We start from the raw sequence: 665 nt of genomic DNA on the forward strand, positions 1-665 counted from the left end.
GGCGCGGACTGGCGGTGGTTCCGCAGGGGCGGATGATCTTTCCGCTGCTGACTGTGCGCGAGAACCTCGAAACCGGCTTTTCGCTGCTGCCGAAGGCCGATCACAAGGTGCACGACGAAATCTATGACCTGTTCCCGGTGCTGAAGGATATGGGCCACAGGCGCGGCGGCGATCTGTCGGGCGGGCAGCAGCAACAGCTTGCCATCGCGCGGGCGATGATCATGCGTCCCAAGGTGCTGTTGCTGGACGAACCGACCGAGGGCATCCAGCCCAATATCATCCAGCAGATCGGCCGCGTGATCGAATATCTGAAGGCCAAGGGCAATATGGCCATCATTCTGGTCGAACAGTATTTCGATTTTGCCTTCGATCTGGGCGTCCAGTTCTATGTGCTCAAACGCGGCGCGGTGAACCTGTCGCATCCGAAAGAGGGCCTGACGCGCGAGGCGCTGCAAGCCGCGCTGAGCATCTGATTACGTCCCCAGCGCGTATTGGCGCAGCCGGTCGTAATGTGGCAGCGCCGCCTCGACCAGCCGCGCATATTCGGGCGCAAGGTCGGGCAGCGGGCCTTCCGGGGCATCAAAGCCGGTGGAGGCATGGACTGCATTATACCAATGCTGCGCCCATGCCCCGTCAAAGGGCTTCGGCCCCGCAGGCCAGCGCAG

At 62.6% G+C, this 665-nt stretch carries 2 protein-coding genes; one reads left to right on the forward strand and one right to left on the reverse strand.

Translation table 11 applies throughout. The features are described 5' to 3' along the window. Window positions 1–473 (forward strand): ATP-binding cassette domain-containing protein (locus PKE99_RS39225; protein ID WP_271215124.1); only part of this gene is annotated, 473 nt, incomplete at its 5' end. Here the strand turns inward: PKE99_RS39225 and PKE99_RS39230 are convergent. Then, a partial coding sequence (locus tag PKE99_RS39230; RefSeq protein WP_271215125.1) for a sulfotransferase-like domain-containing protein occupies window positions 474–665 on the reverse strand: 192 nt, incomplete at its 5' end.

The sequence above is a fragment of the Pseudonocardia halophobica genome, from assembly GCF_027922425.1.
GTDB classification, from domain to species: Bacteria; Actinomycetota; Actinomycetes; order Mycobacteriales; family Pseudonocardiaceae; genus Pseudonocardia; species Pseudonocardia halophobica.